At 74.4% G+C, this 20862-nt stretch carries 15 protein-coding genes; 10 read left to right on the top strand and 5 right to left on the bottom strand.

Going from position 1 to position 20862, the window contains the following annotated elements; all coding sequences use genetic code 11:
• The first annotated feature begins 188 nt into the window (after positions 1-188).
• Together ACIG87_RS23540 and ACIG87_RS23535 are read left to right on the top strand one after the other, a co-directional pair.
• Positions 189-1049 (top strand): PspA/IM30 family protein, encoded by an 861-nt coding sequence (locus ACIG87_RS23540; protein WP_396853233.1) that lies wholly within the window; start codon positions 189-191, stop codon positions 1047-1049.
• Positions 1050-1072: 23 nt separating this feature from the next.
• On the top strand, positions 1073-1876 hold the full coding sequence (locus ACIG87_RS23535) for a hypothetical protein (protein ID WP_396853232.1): 804 nt from the start codon (positions 1073-1075) through the stop codon (positions 1874-1876).
• Between the two features lie 43 nt (positions 1877-1919).
• Here ACIG87_RS23535 and ACIG87_RS23530 read toward each other — a convergent pair whose 3' ends face one another.
• Complete coding sequence (locus tag ACIG87_RS23530) at positions 1920-5525, bottom strand: fibronectin type III domain-containing protein (RefSeq protein WP_396853231.1); 3606 nt, start codon at positions 5523-5525, stop codon at positions 1920-1922.
• Positions 5526-5726: 201 nt separating this feature from the next.
• Positions 5727-6548, bottom strand: coding sequence for a DNA-formamidopyrimidine glycosylase family protein (locus ACIG87_RS23525; protein WP_396853230.1), 822 nt, complete (start codon positions 6546-6548; stop codon positions 5727-5729).
• A 108-nt stretch (positions 6549-6656) separates the two neighbouring features.
• Here ACIG87_RS23525 and ACIG87_RS23520 point away from each other — a divergent pair, with 108 nt between their 5' ends.
• Complete coding sequence (locus tag ACIG87_RS23520) at positions 6657-7955, top strand: hypothetical protein (protein WP_396853229.1); 1299 nt, start codon at positions 6657-6659, stop codon at positions 7953-7955.
• A gap of 66 nt (positions 7956-8021) precedes the next feature.
• Here the strand turns inward: ACIG87_RS23520 and ACIG87_RS23515 are convergent, their stop codons facing one another.
• Positions 8022-8264: a CPCC family cysteine-rich protein gene (locus tag ACIG87_RS23515; protein WP_396853228.1), complete on the bottom strand. Its 243-nt coding sequence runs from the start codon at positions 8262-8264 to the stop codon at positions 8022-8024.
• 42 nt (positions 8265-8306) lie between these two features.
• A complete protein-coding gene (locus ACIG87_RS23510; RefSeq protein ID WP_396853227.1) occupies positions 8307-9101 on the bottom strand; it encodes an S-adenosyl-l-methionine hydroxide adenosyltransferase family protein in 795 nt (264 codons plus the stop codon).
• 100 nt (positions 9102-9201) lie between these two features.
• Between ACIG87_RS23510 and ACIG87_RS23505 the strand changes: the two genes are divergently transcribed.
• Positions 9202-9747, top strand: a complete 546-nt coding sequence (locus tag ACIG87_RS23505; protein ID WP_396853225.1) for a hypothetical protein — start codon at positions 9202-9204, stop codon at positions 9745-9747.
• Positions 9748-9771: 24 nt separating this feature from the next.
• Here the strand turns inward: ACIG87_RS23505 and ACIG87_RS23500 are convergent, their stop codons facing one another.
• The gene (locus tag ACIG87_RS23500) at positions 9772-14502 is read right to left on the bottom strand and encodes a DEAD/DEAH box helicase (RefSeq protein WP_396853371.1); all 4731 of its coding nucleotides are present in this window, start codon (positions 14500-14502) and stop codon (positions 9772-9774) included.
• A gap of 196 nt (positions 14503-14698) precedes the next feature.
• Here ACIG87_RS23500 and ACIG87_RS23495 point away from each other — a divergent pair, with 196 nt between their 5' ends.
• The 6 genes from ACIG87_RS23495 (at position 14699) to ACIG87_RS23470 (ending at position 20850) form a co-directional block, all read left to right on the top strand.
• Positions 14699-15076 carry a hypothetical protein gene (locus ACIG87_RS23495; RefSeq protein WP_396853223.1) on the top strand — a complete coding sequence of 126 codons (378 nt, stop codon included), beginning with the start codon at positions 14699-14701 and terminating at the stop codon, positions 15074-15076.
• A gap of 138 nt (positions 15077-15214) precedes the next feature.
• Positions 15215-18049, top strand: a complete 2835-nt coding sequence (locus tag ACIG87_RS23490) for a Na+/H+ antiporter subunit A (protein ID WP_396853222.1) — start codon at positions 15215-15217, stop codon at positions 18047-18049.
• Positions 18046-18528, top strand: a complete 483-nt coding sequence (locus tag ACIG87_RS23485) for a Na(+)/H(+) antiporter subunit C (RefSeq protein ID WP_396853221.1) — start codon at positions 18046-18048, stop codon at positions 18526-18528. Before ACIG87_RS23490 ends, ACIG87_RS23485 begins: the two co-directional genes overlap by 4 nt.
• A complete protein-coding gene (locus tag ACIG87_RS23480) occupies positions 18525-20030 on the top strand; it encodes a Na+/H+ antiporter subunit D (RefSeq protein WP_396853219.1) in 1506 nt (501 codons plus the stop codon). The genes ACIG87_RS23485 and ACIG87_RS23480 overlap by 4 nt, the downstream gene beginning before the upstream one ends.
• Positions 20027-20590: a Na+/H+ antiporter subunit E gene (locus ACIG87_RS23475; RefSeq protein ID WP_396853218.1), complete on the top strand. Its 564-nt coding sequence runs from the start codon at positions 20027-20029 to the stop codon at positions 20588-20590. The genes ACIG87_RS23480 and ACIG87_RS23475 overlap by 4 nt, the downstream gene beginning before the upstream one ends.
• On the top strand, positions 20587-20850 hold the full coding sequence (locus ACIG87_RS23470) for a monovalent cation/H+ antiporter complex subunit F (protein ID WP_396853217.1): 264 nt from the start codon (positions 20587-20589) through the stop codon (positions 20848-20850). Before ACIG87_RS23475 ends, ACIG87_RS23470 begins: the two co-directional genes overlap by 4 nt.
• Positions 20851-20862: the final 12 nt, after the last annotated feature.

The following is a 20862-nucleotide window of genomic DNA, read 5'->3' as shown; positions in this document are numbered from 1 at the left end:
CCACCGTCCGGTCCCGTGGCCGGGCTGGCCGGCGCCGCGTAGTGTTGATCGCAGGCTGCCGGAGCGCTCCCCGCGGTACGAACGGCCCTGCTGGCGTCCGACTGCGACGATGGGGGGCGTGCCGTGCGGCCCGTCCGGCCCCCGGTGTGGCCGAGGCGCAGCGACGCTACTGAGGGGATACCGCGGAGATGGCGAACCCGTTCGTCAAGGGCTGGCACTACCTGATGGCGCTCTTCGGTGCCAAGATCGACGAGCACGCCGATCCGAAGGTGCAGATCCAGCAGGCCATCGAGGAGGCGCAGCGCCAGCACCAGGCGCTGGTCCAGCAGGCGGCGGCGGTGATCGGCAACCAGCGTCAGCTGGAGATGAAGCTGTCCCGGCAGATGACCGAGGTCGAGCGGCTCCAGGGCAACGCCCGGCAGGCGCTGGTCCTCGCCGACCAGTCCCGGGCCAAGGGCGACGAGGCCGAGGCCGGCCGCTACGAGCAGTCCGCCCAGGTGCTCGCCACCCAGCTGGTCTCCGCCGAGCAGGCCACCGAAGACCTGAAGACCCTGCACGACCAGGCGCTCGGCGCGGCGGCCCAGGCCCGGCGCGCGGTCGAGAACAACTCGATGATCCTCCAGCAGAAGCTGGCCGAGCGCTCCAAGCTGCTCAGCCAGCTGGAGCAGGCCAAGATGCAGGAGTCCGTGGCCCGGTCGCTGGAGTCGATGTCCTCGTTGACCGCGCCCACCAACACCCCCTCGCTGGACGAGGTGCGCGACCGCATCGAGCGCCGCTACGCCAACGCGATGGGCCGGGCCGAGCTGGCCGGCAACTCCGTCGAGGGACGGATGCTGGAGATCCAGAAGTCGACTCTGGACAGCGCCGGTTCGTCCCGGCTGGAGCAGATCCGGGCCAGCATGGCCGGTGACCAGCTCGGTGGCCGGCAGGAGCAGCCGTCGGCACAGCAGCAGGCCCAGCCGGCCGACCCGGCCGCCGCCGCCCGGCTGGACGAGCTCCGGGCCAGCATGAGCCGCGACCGCGGCGTCGGGGACAGCACCGCCGGCTGAACGGCCGGCACGAGGAGGTACGGGTGGCCGACGAACGTACGCGACACTTCCGTCGACTGGGCCGGCTGCGGCGTTCCGCCCGACGATGGAGCGTCCTGGCCGGTGGGCTCACCGGTGCGGCGGCGGTGCTGACCCCGTACGCGGGGCTGGGCCTGCCCGACGCGGCCTGGGCCGGGGCCGCGGGCAGCGCCGTCGCGCTGGCCGCCTGGCGCTGGGTCGACCTGCGGGCGTTCGCCGCCCGCCCCGTCCCGCCCGCCCTCGACCCCGCCGAGGCCGCCGCCCGGTCCCGGGCCCGGCTGGTCGCCGCCGTCGAACGGCTTCCGGTCGGCCCCGGTGTGCTGGCCGAGGCCCGCCGGTTCCGTTCCCGGCTGGCGCTGCGCGGCACCTCCGCCGCCGATTCCTGGGTCCGGCTGGACCGGGCCGCGCTCACCCTGGCCGGGCTGGCGCCCCGGTTGACCGGCCTCGCCGAGCCGGCGGTGCTGGAGGCCGCCACCGCCGACCGCTCGTTGCGGGACCTGGCCGACCGGACGGCCGGCGTGGAACGCGCCCTGAGGCTGGCCCCGGCCGAGGCGCGGCCCCGGCTCGCCGAGGCCCACCGGGCCCTGCTCGACCAACTGGTCAGCGGGGTGACCGCGTACGAGGGGCTGGTGGCTGCCGCCGCCGGTTACGTCGCCGAGGACGCCCAACCGGAGGTCGTCGCCGATCCGGCCGCCGCCCGGTTGATGGAGGCGACCGACCTGCTGCACGGCGTCGCCTCCGCCCTGGCCGAGCTGCGCACCGTCGGCGATCCGCTGCGTACCTCCACCCACTGGGGCCCCGCCGCCTGATCGCCGCCCCCGGTGGCCCGCCCGGCCCGCGCACCCGCCGACCTCAACCGGGCGGGCTGACCGGCACCGGGCTGGTCCACGGGGAGCTGCCCACCACGTTGAACGAGCGGACCCGGTAGTGGTAGGTGACGCCCCGGGTCAGGCCGGTGTTGGTGAAACTCCGACCGGTGACGGTGAAGCTGGCCACCTCCCGGCGGAACTGCGGGTCCATCGCGCGCTGCACCACGAACCCCGCCCCCGGACCGGGCGGAATGCTCGCCGCCCAGCTCAACGACACCGTTGCGGTGTCCGAAGCGGAGACACCGACCGTCGCGGCGAGGCCGGTCGGCAGCTCCGGCACGGGCGGGGTGGCCACCGTCGCCACTGTCGACCACGGCGACGCCGCACCGAGGTACGTCGTCCGGACCCGGTAGTAGTACGTGGTGTCCGGGGCGACCGCCGGGTCGAGGTGGTGGTCGGTCACCGGGACGGCGGTGGTGCCCGGACCGCTGGTGAAGGTCGGGTTGGTGGCCCGCTGCACGTCGAGACCGGTGGCGAAGGAGCGGTTCACCCAGCGCAACGCCACCCGCAGCGGCGCCGCCGCCGGCACCGCCGCGACCAGCCCGCTCGGCGCGGGCAGCCGTACCGACGCCGGGCTGCTGTTCGACCAGGCCGAGCAGCTGGCTGCGTTCTCGGACCGGATCCGGTAGTGGTAGGTGACGCCCGGGGTGATCGTGGCGTCGGTGTAGCGGGTCGCCGTGGCCGCCACGGTGATCGTGGTCAGTCCGGTGGTGAAGGTGGCGTCGGTGGCCCGTTGGAGCAGGTGGCTGGTGGCCGCCGGCCGGCTGCCGTTGCCCGTCCAGGCCAGCGCGATCGCCGGCAGCGCGGTCGCCGAGCCGGGCACCGGGGTCGCGGTCAGCCCGGTCGGCGCGCGGGGCGAGACCCGCAGCACCAGCGGCCGGCTCATGCCCAGGTCCCGCAGCCCCGCCGCGGCACTGGACCAGCGGAACTCCCAGCCCAGGTTGACCGGTTGGTTGACCACCGCCGTGGGCCGACCGTCCAGCGGGCTGACCGGGGTCGCGCCGATCCGGACCCCGGCCGGTCGGGTCGGATCGAGCAGCCGCAGGCTGTCGGCGACCTTGAACGGCAGCGGCGGCACCTCCGGTCGGAGGGCCACCACCACGTCCTCGGCCGGGTTGACCCGGACGGTCTGCTTCCAGCCCAGCTCGCCGCCGTCCGGGGCGCGGACCGTGCCGTCCCCGCCGATCCGGTTGACCACCTGCACGTCGCAGCCGTCGAAGCGGACCGGGTGGGTCTGCCGGCCGGTCCCGCTGATCCGCCACAGCTGGATGCCGTCGGCGGGTTCGCCCGCCCCGACGGTCGGGTCGGCCGCGGCGAGGATCTCGGTCGCCGGGTCGACCGGGCCGAGCGGCAGGGTCGTCGGGCCGAGCGGACCGGCGGTCGGGTGGGCCACGCCGAGCCGGCCGGCCCGCCGCCCGTACTCCGGTTCGAAGACCGTCCCGACGGTCTTCACCTGGATCGGTAGGGTGATCGGCCCGGTACCGCCCGGCGGGGTGAAGGTGACCGAGGTGGCGTGCGCGGGGGCGACGACGCCCCGCCCGGTGCCGGTGCCGAACGCCCGGTCGTAGGCCGGTTGCGGCACGACCGGTGGCCGCTGGCTGGCCGCGTACGCGGCGGGCAGCCGGTCGGCCAGCCGGTCCGGGTCGTACCGGCGGGTCGGGGTGCCGGTCACCCGGAACTGGAGCACGGTACGGGTGTTCGGGCCGTAGCCGGGCAGGGTGCCGGGGCCGCCGCCATCGGCGCGGTGGTCCGGGGCGTCGGTGTGCCGGTCGTAGCGGGGGTCGAAACCGGGCAGCGGGGCCGGACAGTCGTTGTAGAGCAGCACCGTCGCGCCGGGCGGCAGGGTGGAGAAGTCGACGATCACGTCGGCCCGCTCCCCGGGGGCGAGCAGCAACGCGGCCGAGTCCACGTTGAGCACGGTCGGGTCGCGTCGGTCGTACCGGTAGCCGACCGGGCGGTTCGGCACCACCACCGGTGCGGGAAGCAGCCCGCACTCGTTGCCGATCTGGATCATGGGCGGGCCGGCGGCGGCCGGATCGGGCACCCCGCCGTCCCGGCCGTCGGTGGGCCAGTCCGCCGGCCGGCCGGGGGCGCGGACGGCGTCCACCATCGGCACCTCGCCCGCGTCGGCGTCGGCGAGGCTCCCGTCGGCCCGCCACATCGGCCCGTCGGAGCGGGCCCGGTAGAGCTGGAGGTTGAGGGCCCGGTCGGCGCAGGCGTTGACGATCCGGAACCGGTACGCCGTCGGCCGCACCCGCAGGTACGGGTAGGCGACGCCGTTGACCAGCATGGTGTCCCCGTACGCGTCGGGCACGGCGCTGGGGTGCGGCACCCCGGGGGCCCGAGGGGGCTCCTGCGGCGCGGCCACCGGATCGTGGTGCGGGTTGCCCACCGGCCCGACCCGGGGTGTGTCCCGGCCGTCGACGCCGGGCAGCCACGGGCCGTAGTCCCAGCGTCCGGTGGGGTTACGCCCGGAGTCCCGGTACGGGTCCTGCCGGGGCTGGTAGACGTGCGGGTGCCACAGGCCGCCCCGGGTGCCCCAGCGGTCCCGGTCCCAGGTGGGGTCCTCGGCGGCGAGTTGGGCGTCGTCGGGGACGAAGGTCCGGTCCTGGATCACCAGGGGGACCTGGTCGGCGGGGAGCACCCCGTCGGCGACCAGCTCCTCCTCGGCCGGGTCGGTGAGCAGGTAGAGGGCGAACTGGCCGGAGAGGACTGTCAACCGGGACAGCCCGAGGGTGTTGTCGTGCAGGCACATCAGCCGCCCGCTCTGCGCGTTCGGGTAGTAGAGCGTGGTGGCCCCCGCCCCCGGCGGTGGCATGTCCGGCACGTGGGTCAGCCCCGGTCCGGTCGGGTACGGGGTGATCTCGCCGGCCGGGGTCACCCACTGCCACGGGTTGCCGGCGCTGATCCACCCGGTGTGCGCGCCGGACAGCTGCGGCACGGCCCGGTTCTGCGGGTAGGGCGCGGGCCCGTCCAGTGGCCCCGGCCCGGCCCCCGGGAGGCTGGTGTCCACCGGCAGGAACAGGTCCCCGGCCGGGCCGGTGGGGAGCTGGTTGATGAACTTGATCCGCACCGGGCGTCCCCGCCGCGCCATGATCAGCGGGCCGAGGTGGTACGGCCGCTCCGGCGGGGCGACGGTGTTGTGCCCGTCCGGGTCGGTGCCCTGGTTGAGCTGGCGGTAGCCGCGCAGCCGGGTGGTGGGCAGGTCCCGGTGCAGCCGCTGGGTGTACTCGGACAGCCCGATCTCGTAGTAGTCGCAGCCCGGCCAGCTGACCGTGTCCGGGGTGGCGACCGGCAGGTACCCGCCCAGCTCGTTGCGGCCCAGCGGGCCGGGCAGGGGGAGCGCGTCGACGAACTTGCGCAGGCCGGTGCCGGCGATCACCCGGCCCTGCGGGTCGAGGACCGGCCGCGGGCTGCCGGCGAAGTTCGGCACCTGGCCGAAGCAGCGCGGAACGGCGGCCGGGTCCAGGCTCGCCGGGGTGGGATCGGGCCCACCGGTCCGGGCCGCCGGCACGGTGGGCGGGACCGGACGGTCGGCGCGGACCACTCGGGTCGTCCAGTGGGGTAGCAGTCTGCGGAACAGGGCCATGGCTCTCCCCGGGCGCGGGGACGCGCCGACCGCCACCCCGGCGTGGCGGGCGGTCGCGTCCGGTGGTGACGAACGGTGAGCACTCAAACGCAGCATGCGACGTGGATGGCCGGATAGGAATTACCCATTCGTCCGTGTCTGGCGTGTCGTCCCGTCAGGCGGGAGGCGACCCCGGTGTGGCGCTGGTCGTCGCGGACCGGCTCAACGGGCCGCCGGGGTCGTGGTGGGCGGCGGCTGGCAGGTCGGGCACCAGTAGGTGACCCGTTCGCCCAGCTCCTCCCGACCGATGGCGGTGCCGCACCGGCGGCACGGCTCGGCCCGCCGGCCGTACACGTAGCTGGTCTGTCCCCGACGCAGCGAGCCGGTGGTGCTCTGGGTCCACCGGCCCCGGTTGGCCGCGAGCAGCCGCTGGGCCAGGGCCACCGTGCCGGCCAGATCGGGCACCGCGCCGACCGGCGTCCACGGCGAGAGCCCGCGCAGGAACAACAGCTCGCACGTGTAGAGGTTGCCGACCCCGGCCAGGTTGCGCTGGTCCAGCAGCGCCTCGCCGATGGTCGCCTCGGGTACGGCGGCGAGCCGGCGGACCGCCTCGTCCGGATCCCAGTCGTCGCCGAGCAGGTCGGGGCCGAGGTGTCCGAGCAGGCTCTCCTCCTCGGCGGTGGGCAGCAGGGCCAGTTCGTGCAGGTGGTAGCCGACCGCCACCGCCTTCGGGCTGCGCAGCACCACCCGGATCAGGTGCGCCGGCCGGGCCGTCCACCGTTCCCCCGGGGCGTACGCCCGCCAGGTGCCGTCCATCCGCAGGTGGGAGTGGAGCGTCCAGGCGGCGGTCGGCGACGTCTGTGGTGGCGCGGTCAGCCGGAGCAGCAGGTGCTTGCCCCGGCTGGTCGACTCGCGCACCGTCCAGCCGGTCAGGTCGGTGGTGGCCAGCGAGGGCACCCGGAAGTCGCTGCCGGTGAGCCCGGCCCCGGCGAGCGCCCGGTGCAGGACGCGGGCGGTGTTCCAGACGGTGTCACCTTCGGGCACCCCGGCATTCTCCCTCGTCCGAACAGAATTCGCATGTGTCGCTATTTGTAGGGTGCTTCCTATCGATCTATGAAAAAAGCACTATTGGGGGGTTGTGAGGAGAATCCTATGTCTTTCGGCTCTCGCCGTACCCCGTCGTCCCTGCTGGTCGGTCTGCTGACCCTGGCCCTGGCCGGTGGTCTCACCCCGGCCGCCGCGTCCGCCGCACCCCGCCACCCCGCGCTGGACCGGTCCGCTTCCGACCGGTCCCGGTCCGCCGTCGACCCGCTCGCGACGGCCGGCGGTGAACGCTGGTCCGTCGACCTCGCCGTCGGCGGCGGTGACGACGTCAACGTCCGGTCCGGTGCCGGCCGGCTGCGTCTGGCCGACACCCGTCCGACCAGGCGGAACCGGCCCGCCGCCCTGGCCGCACCGGTGGCCGAGGGCGCCCTGCTCACCCCCGCGCGCATCCTCGCCGGCCCGACCACCCGGGTCCGCGCCGATTTCACCGCCGAAGCGCCCCCGGGGACCGGCGTCCAGATCCAGGTCCGGGGCTGGCGGGCCGCCGGCTGGACCGAGTGGCGGGAGGCGGGCACCGTGCCGGCCGTCTTCGACCGGCCGGTCACCCGGGTCCAGGCCCGGGTGCTGCTCACCACCCGCGACCCGAAGGCCGCCGCCTCGGTACGCGCGGTCCGGCTCACCGCCGACAGCATCGCCGTCCAAGTGCCCCCTCCCACCACCGTCCGCAGCTACCGGGTCTTCGCCACCCGGGAGGGCGAGGTCGGCGGGGTGACCGCCAACGGCCGCACCATCCAACCCCGCGACCACTTCGTCGCGCTGCCGTCGCGGCGCGGGCTCTCCCCGCTCGACAGCGGCGACTACACCGTGCGGGTCTGCACCACCAGCGGCAGCCGTTGCGAGTACGCGCCGGTCTGGGACGTCGGCCCGTGGAACACCCGGGACGACTACTGGAACCCCGCCGCCGTCCGGGAGAACTGGAAGGACCTGCCACAGGGGCTACCCGAGGCGCAGGCCGCCTACCAGAACGGCTACCACGGCGGCAAGGACCAGTTCGGTCGCACCGTGCTCAACCCCGCCGGCATCGACCTCGCCGACGGCACCTTCTGGGACGGCCTGCTGTTGACCGACAACGCCTGGGTCGACGTGACGTACCTGTGGACCGGCTCCGGCCCGCGCGGCGTGATCGGCTCCGGCCCGCTCAACATCCGTACCGGCCCCGGCATCTCGTACCCCGTCCGGGGACTCGCCGCCACGCACGCCGACGTGCCGATCCAGTGCTACGTCTACGGGCAGACGGTCGTCGGGCCGTACCGGACCACCAACCGGTGGAACCGGCTGGCCGGCGGCCAGTACGTCAGCCACGCGTACGTGTCCACCGTGTACGGCGGCACCGTGTCACCCTGCTGACCGGTGCCCCGGCAACGGACCGGGCCGCCCTGACGTCGCCGCCCCCGGCGCGTCGAGGCGGTCGGCTCAGGGCCGCTCGTCCGGGCGGGGCGGGCGGACCATGTCCTGGTAGCGGGGGTGGCTGGCACCGTACACGGCGAAGTTCAGCCGGGCGTGGGTGAGACTCAGCTCACCGTTCGGGCCGCCCCGCACCACGTCGGCGTCGGCGTCACCCTGGCCGTCATCGGTCCAGAAACAGACCGGGCAGGTGCCGCCACCCGTCCGGGACGCACAACAGGGACAACCCACCGGAACCCACACTTCACCCACCGCAGCAGCATTCCATACCGGACGCCGGGCAGGGAGCGCAGCTCACCCCCTGATACGTCCCCGCACCGTGACCGTCGTACCCGGGGCGGCCCCGAGCAGGTCCACCGCCCGACCGCCGTTACGGGCCACCGCCACCAGGCCGGCGGAGTCGACGAGGACGACCAACGACCCGGCCGGCGCGTCAGCGAACGTCCGCCCCCGTACCGCCGGGCGGCCGGCGACCTCCACCGCCTCGGGCAGCGACGTCAGCAGGTCGGCCCCGGCGGCGAGCTGCACGTTGCCGAAGTGGTCCACGGTGAGCACCTCGGCGGTGAACCCGTCGGCCTCTCGGCGCAGCACCGGCGGGGGCAGGGTGACCAGGGTCGCCGGGTCGACCTCCGGGCCGGCGTCGGCCGGTGGGTCACCGAGGGCCAGCCGGGCCGCCACCGGGGCGAACACGTCCCGACCGTGGAAGGTGTGTGACACCTCCGCCGCCAGCCACCCCGGTTCGGTCAACTCGACAGCCGAGGTCACCCCGCCCAACGCCTGCGCCGCCGCCAGCAGCACCCCGTTGTCCGGCCCGACCAGCAGCCCGCCCGGCGCGACCAGGGCCACCGCCCGCCGGGACGTGCCGACACCCGGGTCGACCACCGCCACGTGCACCCCGTACGGCAGGTGCGGCGCGACCTGGGCGAGCACCGCCGCGCCCCGCCGGACGTCCCCCGGCGGCACCAGGTGCGTCACGTCGATCACCCGTGCCGCCGGGGCGATCCGGCCGATCACCCCGTGGCAGACGGCCACGAAACCGTCGGCGAGTCCGTAGTCGGTGGTCAGCGAGATCCAGGCGGTCGGGGTCATGCCGGCAGGCTAGTGCGGCGACCGCCCTACCACTGACCGGATACCCCGATCGGCCGACCGGCCGGTGCCGGCCAGGTATCCGGTTCGGCAGACTGCCGGGGTGACGAAACGCCTTCGTATCCTGTCCACGACCGCCACCGTTCTCCTTGCCCTGGCCCTGGCCGCCTGCGGCGACGACCCCGCCGACGAGCGGGACGGCGGGGCGTGGGCCGACGGCAGGTCGAAAGCCCCGGCCACCACCGAGGCCGCCCCGAAGGACGGCGCACCGAAGGCCGCGAAGCCGGGTGTCACCCCGTCGGAGAGCCCCTCCACCCCACCGTTCGTGATGCCGACCAAGGACAAGAGCGCCCCCGCCGCCCGCAAGGTGGTCGACGCGTTCAAGGCGGCCGGGCTGAAGGTGCCCGACGTGCGCGACCGGTCCAAGGACTGCGGCCCCAACGGTTCGGGGGTCGGCTGCGCCCAGCTGCTCGTCACCGACACCGTCTCCGTCTACGTCTTCCCCGACGAGGCGACCGCCACCAACCAGACCGACATGTGGGGGGCCAAGGCGTACCGGGCCGGGGCCGTGGTGCTCAACTACCTCGGCACCCGGACCAGCACCGCCGAGCAGAAGCGTTACAACGACGTCCTGGCCAAGCTCGCCTGACCTGCCACGCCACCGGCCCCCGGGTCAGCCGCGCAGCCGCAGGCCCCGGGGCGTGGCGCGGAAACCGGCGGCGGTGAGCGCGTCGCGCAGCGGCGACGAGTGCACCGCCTCGCCGTCGGCCCGCTCCACCGACATCGCCCCCAACGCCCCGGAGTGCACCGCGTCGGCGAGCGCCTTGCCGGCCGCGGCCAGCGCGTCGGTGTCGTCGGTGAAGGAGAGGATCGTCCGCCCGCCCCGCTCGACGTAGAGGGCCAGGTCGCCGCCGACCAGCACCACCACCGCCCCGGCCTTGCGCCCGGCCCGGTGCCCGGTGCCCGGTGCGACGCCGTCACCGGAGTCGACGGCCCGCTCCGGCCAGGGCAACGCCGCGCCGTACGGGTTGGCCGGGTCGGTGGCGGCGAGCACCGTGGTCGCCCCGTCGCCCCGCCCCCGGGCCCGGTCGGTCGGATCGGCCAGCGCCCGTAACCGGTCCACCGCACCGGGCACCGCGAACTGTGCCGCGCCCAGCCCTTCCACGAAGTAGCCCCGGCGGGCCGCGCCACGCTCCTCCAGCGCCGACAGCACCGGGTATACGGCGGCGAAACCGCCGGTCACCTGCTCGGCCACCACCGCACCCCGGGTCACCACCCCGTGCCGGTCGAGCAGCAGGTCGGCCAGGGCGGCGGCCCGCCGGGTGGGGTCGGTGTCCCGCTCCGGCAGCCGGGACCAGCGTCCGGCCACGGTGGGCGGGCCGCCCCGGCTGGGCAGCGCGACCCGGCCGGGGCGACGGTACCGGGTACGCGGGGCGGCCGGGCGGGACCGGTGTGCCCCACCCGCGCCGAGCGCCGCCCGCAGCGGGGCGAGGGTGTCGTTGGTGAGCTGCCCCGCCCAGACCAGGTCCCAGATCGCGGCGCTCAGGGCGGTGTCGTCGGCCGAGCCCACCCGGTCGGACAACGCGCGGAAGAAGAGCGCCTGCCCGTCGGCGAGCGCGTCCAGCACCGCGGCGTGCAGCGGCGTGCCGGCCCACGCGTCGTCCGGCGGGGGGAGCAGCAACGGCGCGACGTCCGCGTACGCCAGGGTGATCCAGCCGTCGCCGCCGGAGATCGCCCCCGAACCGGCCCACACCACCTCGCCACCGGCGCACAGCTCGTCGAGCTGGGCGGGGGAGTAGTCGGCGACCCGGGCGGGCAGCACCAGTCGCTCCCAGGCCGACGCCGGCACCGCCGTGCCCTGCAACTGCTCGATCGCGGCGGCCACCGCCTCCACCCCCCGCGCCGACGAGCCGATCTGCTGCCAGCGGGGCAGGAAGCCGGCCAGGACCCGGGGCGGCACCGGCTCGATCTCCCGGCGCAGCGCGGCGAGCGACCGGCGGCGCAGCAACCGCAGCACCTCGGCGTCGCACCACTGGGTGCCCACGCTGTCCGGGGCGAACTCGCCGGAGACCACCCGTCCGGTCGCGGCGAGCCGGCGCAACGCCTGCTCCACCACGAACACCCCGAGCCCGAACCGGGCCGCGCAGGTCGCGGCGGCGAACGGCCCGTGGGTACGGGCGTACCGGGCGACCAGGTCGCCGAGCGGGTCGGCCACCGGCGTCAGGTACGCCTCGGCCACCCCCACCGGCAGCGCCACCCCGAGCGCGTCGCGCAGCCGGGCGGCGTCCTCGATGCCCACCCAGCGCTCCTCGCCGGCGATCCGGACCCGAAGCGCCCGGCGGGCCGCCGCCAACTCCGCCGGCCAGTCCGTCGGCACGCCCCGTTCGGCCAGCTCCGCCTCGGTCAGGTCGCCGACGACCCGGAGCAGCTCGGCCACGTCCTCGGCATCACGCGGGCGACGCTTGTCGGTGCGCCAGCGCAGTTGCCGTTCGGTCTCGGCGAGCACCGCCGGATCGAGCAACTCCCGCAGGTCGACCCGGCCGAGCAGTTCACCGAGCAACGCCGAGTCCAGCGCCAGCGCGGCGGCCCGGCGCTCGGCCAACGGGGCGTCCCCCTCGTAGAGGAACGCGCCGACGTAACCGAAGAGCAGCGACCGGGCGAACGGCGACGGGCGTTCGCTCTCCACCTCGACCAGCCGGATCCTGCGGCTGGCCAGGTCGCGCATCAACTCGGCCAGGGCGGGCTGGTCGAAGACGTCCTGGAGGCACTCCCGGGCGGCCTCCAGGGTGACCGGGAAGTCGGCGTACTCGCGGGCCACGTCGAGCAGTTGGGCGGCGCGTTGGCGCTGCTGCCACAGCGGCTGCCGGCGGCGCGGGTCACGCCGGGGCAGCAGCAGCGACCGGGCGGCGCACTCCCGGAACCGGGCGGCGAAGAGCGCGGAGGTGCCCACCGACTCCTCGACCAGCTGGGCGATCTCGTCGGGCTCGAAGACCACCACGTCCGCGCCGGGCGGCTCCTCGGCGGTGTCCGGCAGCCGCACCACGATCCCGTCGTCGGCGGGCATGACCTGGGCGTCCACCCCGTACCGTTCGGCCAGCCGGCGGCCGATGGCCAACGCCCACGGACCGTTCACCCGGGCCCCGAGCACGCTGTGCACCGCGAGCCGCCAGTCACCCAGCTCGTCACGGAACCGCTCGACCAGCACCGTCCGGTCGTCGGGCAGCGAGCGGGTGGCGGCCTGCTGCTCCCGCAGGTACGCCATCAGGTTGCCGGCGGCCCAGTCGTCCAGGCCGCCGGCGCGCAACGCGGCCAGTGCGGTGTCGTCGTCGTGGCGCAGCAACGTCCGGACCCGGGCGCCGATGGCCCGGCCCAGTTCGACCGGTCGGCCCAGCTGGTCGCCCTTCCAGAACGGCATCCGGGCCGCCTGGCCGGGGGCGGGGGAGACCAGCACCCGGTCGGGGGTGATCTCCTCGATCCGCCAGGACGAGGAGCCGAGCAGGAAGACGTCGCCGACCCGTGACTCGTAGACCATCTCCTCGTCCAGCTCGCCGACCCGGGCGGCACGCTCCGCCCCGGCCAGGAAGACCCCGAACAGCCCCCGGTCGGGGATGGTGCCACCGCTGGTGACGGCGAGGCGCTGGGCACCCGGCCGGCCGGTCAGCACGTCGGCGGCCCGGTCCCAGACCAACCGGGGACGCAGCTCGGCGAAGGCGGTCGACGGGTAGCGGCCGGAGAGCATGTCGAGCACGGCGTGCAACGCCGAATCGGGCAGCTCGGCGAAGGGCGCGGCGCGGCGGACCAGCACCGCCAGGTCGCCGACCGGCCATGGTTCGAGGGCGACCATGGCGACGATCTGCTGGGCGAGCACGTCGAGCGGGTTACGCGGATAGTGCAGCTCCTCGATGGCACCGGCCGCCATCCGCTCCGCGACCACGGTGCAGGAGAGCAGGTCGCCCCGGTGCTTGGGGAAGACCACCCCCCGGGACACCGCACCCACCTGGTGCCCGGCCCGGCCGACCCGTTGCAGACCGGCCGCGACGCTGGGTGGGGCCTCGATCTGCACCACCAGGTCGACCGTGCCCATGTCGATGCCCAGCTCCAGGCTGGAGGTGGCCACCACGGCGGGCAGCCGACCGGATTTGAGCGCCTCCTCGATCTGCTTGCGTTCCTCCCGGGAGACGCTGCCGTGGTGGGCCCGCGCGATCACCGGCGTCGCACCCGCCGCCGTGCCCGACTGGGCCAGCATCTCCGCCGGAGGGCGGAGCGCCCGCACCGGCCCCACCGGACCACCCCACCGCCGCGCCCCACCCGGGTCACCACGCCGGTCGACGCCCGCGTCGTCACCCTGGTCACTGCCCGCGTCGTCGCCCGGATCGACGCCCGCGTCGTCGCCCTGGTCACTGCCCGGGTCAATGCCCGCGTCGTCACCCGGGCCGATCGGCGGCCCGGCCTCGGCGGTGGCCAGCTCCTCGGCGGCCAGCTCGTTGAGCCGGGCACAGAGCCGTTCGGCGCTGCGCCGGGAGTTGGTGAAGACGATGGTCGAGCGGTGCGCCCGGATCAGCGCGAAGACCCGTTCCTCCACGGCCGGCCAGATCGACGCCCGACGCGGGCCGGGGCCACCCAGGTCGTCCTCCGGGGGCTGCTCGGACTCGTCGAGACGGGTCATGTCCTCTACCGGGACCTGGACGCTCACCTCGATCGTCTTGGGGGTGGCCGGCTGCACCACGTCGACCGGGCGGGCGCCGCCGAGGAACCGGGCGCAGGCGTCGATCGGCCGGACCGTGGCGGACAGGCCGATCCGCTGGGCGGGCCGCTCCAGCAACCCGTCGAGGCGTTCCAGCGAGAGGGCCAGATGGGCGCCGCGTTTGGTGCCCGCGACGGCGTGCACCTCGTCGACGATGATCGTCTCGACGCCGCGCAACGAATCCCGGGCCGCAGAGGTGAGCAGCAGGAACAAGGACTCGGGGGTGGTGATGAGGATGTCCGGCGGGGTGCGGGCGAAGGCCCGGCGCTCGTCGGCGGGGGTGTCTCCGGTGCGCATTCCCACGGTGATGTCCGGGGGTGTCACGCCGAGTCGGGTGGCCGCCTGCCGGATGCCGGTGAGCGGGGCGCGGAGATTGCGCTCGACGTCGACCGCGAGCGCCTTGAGCGGGCTGACATAGAGCACCCGGCAGCGCCGCCGGGCGTCGGCCGGAGGCGGTGCGCCGGCCAGCCGGTCGAGTGACCAGAGGAACGCCGCGAGGGTCTTGCCCGAGCCGGTGGGGGCCACCACCAGGGCGTTGCGGCCGGCGGCCACCGAGCGCCAGGCGCCGATCTGGGCGGCGGTGGGTGCGGCGAAGGCGGCGCTGAACCATTCCCGGGTGGCCGGACCGAAGCCGGCCGGCACTCCCGCCGTGCCCGTCATGCCCCGCTGCCCCGTCACGCCCCCATCCTGCCTCGACGGGGCGACATCCCGTGGGAACGGATGGTGATCTGTCATGCATTGCTATCTGATAGGTGCATTGTACTTTTCGTGCCTTAAGCCTTACTTAACTGCTTGCATGTGGGCCACAACATAAAGTAACTTCTCCCGGAACGCAGCTTTGGGTGAAAGGAACCGGATGTTCGTCGAGGAACGTGGCCCCATGCCCGGCACCGACGTGCTCATCCGCAAGGTCGAAGGTCACCTCACCGCCCTGCGGACCAGTCTGCGCGGCCCCGAGCTCGAACTGGCCGAGCGTCTCGCCGACAGCCTGCGGGAGCTGGTCGTCTCCACCGCCCAGTCCAGCGCCGCCGACCGGGGTCAGGTGCGGGTCGCCGTGCACTACTTCGTGCTCCGCCGGGAGAGTCGCGGCAAGCTGCTCCCGGTGCGCTCGCTCGCCGTCGCCCAGCGGGTGGTCGACAAGGTGGCCCTCCAGCTCGGCCGCCCCGACCTGCTGGTCGAGCCCCGTCGGGACCTGGCCCCCGCGCTCCCCGGCGGGGACACCCCACCCGCCTGACGGTCCCGCCCCACCCATCCCTGCCCGGGTCTCGACGCGGATTCTTCCAAAACCGCCCATAAAGGGCTGAACTGGCGTGTGATCGGTCTGGCCGGGACATCTCGCCCGGTGCGCGCCGCCAGTTCGACGGGAGGACGCGTGCTCGTACTGCTACTCCTCCACCTGGTGGCGGCGCTCCTCGCGCCCCTGTTGGTCCGGTGGTGGGGGCCACGCGCCTGCTACCCGCTCGCGTTGGTGCCCGCCGCGGCGTTCGGCTGGGCGTTGACCCGCACCCCGACGGTCCGTGCCGGCGGCGCGGTCGTCGAGACGTACCACTGGATCGGTCAGCTGGACCTCGACGTGGCGTTGCGGATGACGACGCTGTCCTGGCTGATGACCCTGCTGGTGGGCGGGGTCGGCGCGTTGGTCCTGGTCTACTGCGGTGGGTATTTCGTCCGCGGCTCGGAGGGGCTGTCCCGGTTCGTCGCGGTGCTCGTCGCGTTCGCCGGGGCGATGCTCGGCCTGGTCCTCGCCGACGACCTGCTGCTGCTCTACGTCTTCTGGGAACTCACCACCGTCTTCTCCTACCTGCTCATCGGGCACAGCACCGAGCGACGCTCCAGCCGGTGGGCGGCGGCCCAGGCGCTGACCGTCACCACCATGGGCGGGTTGGCCATGCTGCTCGGTTTCCTGATCCTCGGCGGGCACGCCGGCACCTACCGCTGGTCGGAGATCGCCGGTGCGCCGCTGCCCGGTGGCGGGACGCTTGTCGTCGCGGTGCTGCTGGTCCTGACCGGCGCGCTCGCCAAGTCGGCGATCGTGCCGTTCAACGGGTGGCTGCCGGTGGCGATGGCCGCGCCCACCCCGGTCAGCGCCTACCTGCACGCGGCGGCGATGGTGAAGGCCGGCGTCTACCTGATCGGCCTGCTCGCCCCGGCGCTCGCCGACGTCGGCCCGTGGCGTCCCGTGCTGCTCACCCTCGGCCTGGTCACCATGATCGTCGGCGGCTGGGCGGCGCTGCGCCAGTGTGACCTGAAACTGCTGCTGGCGTACGGCACGGTCAGCCAACTCGGCCTGCTGACCGTGACGATCGGGACGGGCAGCGCGGACGCCGCGCTCGCCGGGCTGGCGATGCTGCTCGCACACGCCCTGTTCAAGGCGGCGCTGTTCCTCGTGGTCGGCATCATCGACCACGACGTCGGCACCCGCGACCTGCGGGAACTCTCCGGCCTCGGTCGTCGGGCACCGGTGCTGGCGGTGGTCGCCACGCTCGCCGCCGCCTCGATGGCGGGCGTGCCGCCGTTGCTCGGCTTCGTCGCCAAGGAGGCCGTCTTCACCGCCACGGGCGACCGGCCGGTGCTGCTGGCCGGGCTGGTCCTGGGCACCGTGCTCACCGTCGCCTACAGCATCCGTTTCCTCTGGGGCGCCTTCGCCACCCGCCCCGACGTCGCCGCCACCGAGCCGGGGCCGGTCCCGCTGCCGATGCTCGCCCCACCTGCCCTGCTCGCGCTGGCGGGACTGGTCGCCGGCCCCGCCGCCGCCGCGCTGGACGGCCTGCTCGGCCCGTACGCGGAACTCTTCGGCCCGCCGCACGAGAAGCTGGCCCTCTGGCACGGCCTCACCCCCGCCCTCGGCCTCTCCGCGCTGGCGCTGGCCGGCGGGGTCCTGCTGCACACGGTGCGCGGCCCGCTCGCCCCGACGCTGGCCCGGTGGCGTCTGCCGTTCAACGGCAACCAGGGGTACGAGTGGGCCACCCACCGGTTCGACCGGCTGGCCATCGAGGTCACCGGCGCCACCCAGCGCGGCTCACTGCCGCTCTACCTCGGCACCATCCTGCTGGCCCTGGTGCTGGTGCCGGGCACCGCCCTGGCCAGCACGAGCCCCTGGCGGACCCGGATCGTGGTCTGGGACAGCCCACTGCAACTGGTGGTCGGAGTGGTCATCGGGGCCGCGGCCGTCTTCGCCGTCAACGCCCGGCGACGGCTGACCGCGATGCTGCTCGTCGGGGTGACCGGCTACGGCACCGCGATGCTGTTCGTGCTCTACGGCGCACCCGACCTGGCGCTGACCCAGTTCCTGGTGGAGACCGCCACCATCGCCGTCTTCGTCCTGGTGCTGCGGCGACTGCCGGAGCGGTTCTCCGCCCGGCCGCTGCGCCGCAGCCGGTGGGCCCGCCGCCTGCTCGGCATCGCCGTGGGGGTGGTGCTGGCCGGTCTGGCGCTGATCGCCTCCGGGGCCCGTACCGCGATGCCCATCTCCACCGCCTTCCCGGCGCTCGCCGTCGCCGAGGGGCACGGGCGCAACGTCGTCAACGTGATCCTGGTGGACATCCGGGCCTGGGACACCATGGGAGAGATCGCCGTGCTGGTGGTCACGGCGACCGGGGTGGCCAGCCTGATCTTCGAGCGCTCGCGCACCGGGCCGCGACCGCGCCGGGTCGAGCTGTCCTCACCCCGCCGTGACGACCGGCCGGTCTGGCTGCACGGCGGGGCGACCCTGCACGAGCGACGCCGGTCCATCGTCTTCGAGGTGGTGACCCGGCTGCTGTTCCACACCATCGTGCTCTTCTCCCTGTTCCTCCTCTTCTCCGGCCACAACGCGCCCGGCGGCGGCTTCGCCGGCGGCCTGGTGGCGAGCCTGGCGCTGGCCGTGCGCTACCTGGCCGGCGGCCGGTACGAGCTGGCCGAGGCGGCCCCCGTCGGGGCGGGCACCGTGCTCGGCGCCGGCCTGGGGATCTCCGTCGGCAGCGGGGTGGTCGCCCTGCTGACCACCGGGGCGGTGCTGGAGAGCGCCAAGGTCGACCTGCCGCTGCCCGGCCTCGGCGGGCCGTACCTGGTCACCTCGCTCTTCTTCGACATCGGCGTCTACCTGATCGTGGTGGGGCTGATGCTGGACATCCTGCGCAGTCTCGGGGCCGAGATCGACCGGCACATCGAGGCGGCCGGTAAGTCCGAACGGGGACTCGTGGTCGACCGCGAGGGGGACCGACGGTGAGGGACAGCGGGGCGGGACCGACGCTGGTGCTGGTGGTCGCCGTGGGCGTGCTCGCCGCCACCGGGGTGACCCTGCTGCTGGAGCGCAGCCTGACCCGGATCCTGCTCGGTGTCATCCTGCTCGGCAACGGGGTGAACCTGCTCATCCTGGTCGGTGGCTGGTCCGGCGGGGCTCCGGTGGTCGGCACCGGCCCGGTCGGGGAGATGAGCGACCCGCTGCCGCAGGCGATGGTGCTCACCGCCATCGTGATCACCTTCGGGCTGACCGCCTTCCTCGCCGCCGTGGCGTACCGCAGCTGGTATCTCAGCGGCAACGACGAGGTCCAGGACGACGTGGAGGACCAGCAGATCGTCCAACTCGCCGCGCGCAACGAGGTGGCCAACGCCGACCTCGGCGGCGAAGGGCCCGGTGACGACCCGGAACAGGTGGACCCGGAGCCGCCGCAGCGACGACTGCGCCGGTCGGACGGTGAGCGATGACCCGCATCCTCCCGCTGCCGGTGGTGGTGCCGCTGCTCGGTGCCGCGCTCACCCTGATCCTGGTGAACCGGCCCCGGGTGCAGCGCACCGTCAGCGTGGTCGCGCTCGGCACCAACCTGGCCGTCGCGGTGCTGCTGCTGGTCTGGGCGCACCGGCACGGCACGTTGGTGACCGAGGTGGGTGGCTGGCACGCACCGGTCGGCATCGTGCTGGTCGCCGACGAACTCGCCGCGCTGATGCTGGTGGTCTCCTCGGCGGTCACGCTCTGCGTGCTGCTCTACTCGATCGGCCAGGGCCGTGGGGAGACCAGCGAATCCGCCCCGGTGAGCATCTTCCACCCGACGTACCTGGTGCTGACCGCCGGGATCTGCAACGCGTTCCTCGCCGGTGACCTGTTCAACCTCTTCGTCGGGTTCGAGATCCTGCTCGCGGCGAGCTTCGTGTTGATCACCCTGGGGGGCACCGAGGCCCGGCTCCGCACCGGCTCGACGTACGTGGTGGTCAGCATCCTCTCCTCGATGATCTTCCTGGCCGCCGTGGGGCTGGTGTACGCGGCCACCGGAACCCTCAACCTGGCGCAGCTCGCCGGCCGACTCGACGCGCTGCCCGACGGCGTACGGCTGGCGTTGCAGCTGACGCTGCTGCTCGCCTTCGGCATCAAGGCGGCGGTCTTCCCGGTCTCCGCCTGGCTGCCGGACAGCTATCCGACGGCCCCTGCTCCGGTCACCGCCGTCTTCGCCGGCCTGCTCACCAAGGTCGGCGTCTACGCGATCATCCGGACCGAGACCCTGCTCTTCCCCGGTGGTCAGGTGGCCAACCTGCTGTTGGTGGTGGCCGGGTTGACCATGGTGGTCGGCGTGCTCGGCGCGGTGGCCCAGTCGGACATGAAGCGGCTCTTCTCGTTCACCCTGGTCAGCCACATCGGTTACATGATCTTCGGGGTGGCGCTGAGCACCGCCGCCGCGCTCTCCGGCGCGATCTTCTACGTGGTGCACCACATCACCATCCAGACCACGCTGTTCCTGGTCGCCGGCCTGGTCGAGGAGCGGGCCGGCAGCACCGACCTGCGGCGGATCGGCGGGCTGGCCCGGGTCACCCCGCTGCTGGCGGTGCTCTTCTTCGTCCCCGCGATGAACCTGGCCGGCATCCCGCCGTTCTCCGGCTTCCTCGGCAAGGTCGGCCTGCTCCAGGCGGGGGTGGCGCGCGGCGGCCCGCTGCCCTGGGTGCTGGTCGTCGCCGGGACGGTGACCAGCCTGCTCACCCTCTACGCCGCCTCCCGGGTGTGGAACATCGCGTTCTGGCGGGCCCCGCAGCTGGCCACCGCCGAACCGCCGCCCCGGCTGCCCCGGCTGATGGTCGGGGCCACCACCGCGCTGGTGGTGCTGGGGTTGGCCCTCACCGTCGCCGCCGGCCCACTGTTCCAGGTCACCGCCGACGCCGCCGCCGACCTGCGCCTGCGCACCCCGTACGTGCGGGCCGTCCTCCCCGGCGGCCCGCCGTGACCGGCGCGTCGTCGCCGCGCACCGGACGCCGCAGGGACCAGCTCATCGCCCTCGGCTGGCTGGTCGTGGTCTGGAACCTGCTGTGGGGGCACTTCTCGCCGGCCAACATCCTCACCGGTCTGCTGGTCGGCGGGGCGGTGCTGCTGTTCTTCCCGCTCCCACCGGTCTCCTTCGGCGGTCGGCTGCGGCCCCGGGCACTGCTGGTGCTCGCCGGGACCTTCGTCGTCGAACTGGTCAGCGCCAGCATCCACGTCGCCGCCATCGCCGTACGTCCCGGCTTCCGCCCGCGCGGCGCGATCATCGGGGTGTCGCTGCGGGTCCGGACCGACCTGAACCTGGCGCTCACCGCCGAACTGCTCTCGCTGGTGCCGGGCACCCTGATCGTCGAGGTGGACCGGGACGCCGGGGTCCTCTACGTGCACGTGCTGGACGTGCGCTCACCGGCCGACCTGACCGACAGCCGGGACCGGATCCTCGCCGTCGAGGAACGGATCGTCCGGGCCGTCGGCTCCGACGCCGAACTGCGGCAGCTCACCACCGAATCCACGGAGGCACCGTGACCGTCTTCCTCGCCGTCGTCCTGACCGTGCTGCTGTCGGTCACCGCGCTGCTGGCGCTGGCCCGGATCTACCGGGGCCCGTCGCTGCTGGACCGGGTCATCGCCGCCGACCTGCTGCTCGCCACCATGCTCGGCGCGGTCGGCGCGGAGGCGGCGGTGAACCGGCACGCCACCACGTTGCCGGTGCTGGTGGTGCTCTCCCTGCTCGGCTTCGTCGGCTCGGTCGCCCTGGTCCGCTTCGCCGCCCGCGCGGAATCATGAGCCCGCCCGGCG

Source organism: Micromonospora sp. NPDC051925, from assembly GCF_044548625.1.
Taxonomy (GTDB): domain Bacteria; phylum Actinomycetota; class Actinomycetes; order Mycobacteriales; family Micromonosporaceae; genus Micromonospora.
This window is presented reverse-complemented; position numbering and strand designations above follow the sequence as displayed.

Bases quoted from the DNA above. Each gene is read 5' to 3' on its own strand.
- ACIG87_RS23540 (WP_396853233.1), top strand. From the start codon at position 189: ATGGCGAACCCGTTCGTCAAGGGCTGGCACTACCTGATGGCGCTCTTC.
- ACIG87_RS23530 (WP_396853231.1), bottom strand. From the start codon at position 5,525: ATGGCCCTGTTCCGCAGACTGCTACCCCACTGGACGACCCGAGTGGTC.
- ACIG87_RS23520 (WP_396853229.1), top strand. From the start codon at position 6,657: ATGTCTTTCGGCTCTCGCCGTACCCCGTCGTCCCTGCTGGTCGGTCTG.
- ACIG87_RS23510 (WP_396853227.1), bottom strand. From the start codon at position 9,101: ATGACCCCGACCGCCTGGATCTCGCTGACCACCGACTACGGACTCGCC.
- ACIG87_RS23500 (WP_396853371.1), bottom strand. From the start codon at position 14,502: ATGACGGGCACGGCGGGAGTGCCGGCCGGCTTCGGTCCGGCCACCCGG.
- ACIG87_RS23495 (WP_396853223.1), top strand. From the start codon at position 14,699: ATGTTCGTCGAGGAACGTGGCCCCATGCCCGGCACCGACGTGCTCATC.
- ACIG87_RS23480 (WP_396853219.1), top strand. From the start codon at position 18,525: ATGACCCGCATCCTCCCGCTGCCGGTGGTGGTGCCGCTGCTCGGTGCC.